This window comes from Methanococcoides sp. AM1 (assembly GCF_900774055.1).
GTDB lineage: Archaea > Halobacteriota > Methanosarcinia > Methanosarcinales > Methanosarcinaceae > Methanococcoides.
Map to the genome: position 1 here is coordinate 1 of NZ_CAAGSW010000027.1, position 249 is coordinate 249.

The window sequence follows — 249 nt, forward strand, 5'->3', positions numbered from 1 at the left end:
TGACAGTTAGATTGACAGTATACAAACCAGCTGTATCATACGTATGAATTATATTCTGGCTGGAGTAATCTTCAGTACCGTCAGCATCAATATCCCAGGACCATGACGTTGCATTGGTTGAGAGATCAGTAAACGCAACGCTCAGGGGAGCAATACCTTCAGTTACATTAGCACTGAAATCGGATACCGGAAGTATAGGAACTGATGTCACATTGATATAACCGGTCTTGACTTCGGAAGCAGTACCAT

The 249-nt window shown here is 42.6% G+C and carries 1 protein-coding gene; it reads right to left on the minus strand.

Features of this window, described 5'->3' with window-relative positions; translation table 11 throughout:
- The coding region (locus E7X57_RS12250; RefSeq protein ID WP_135613283.1) for a PKD domain-containing protein at positions 1–249 on the minus strand (249 nt) is incomplete at both ends.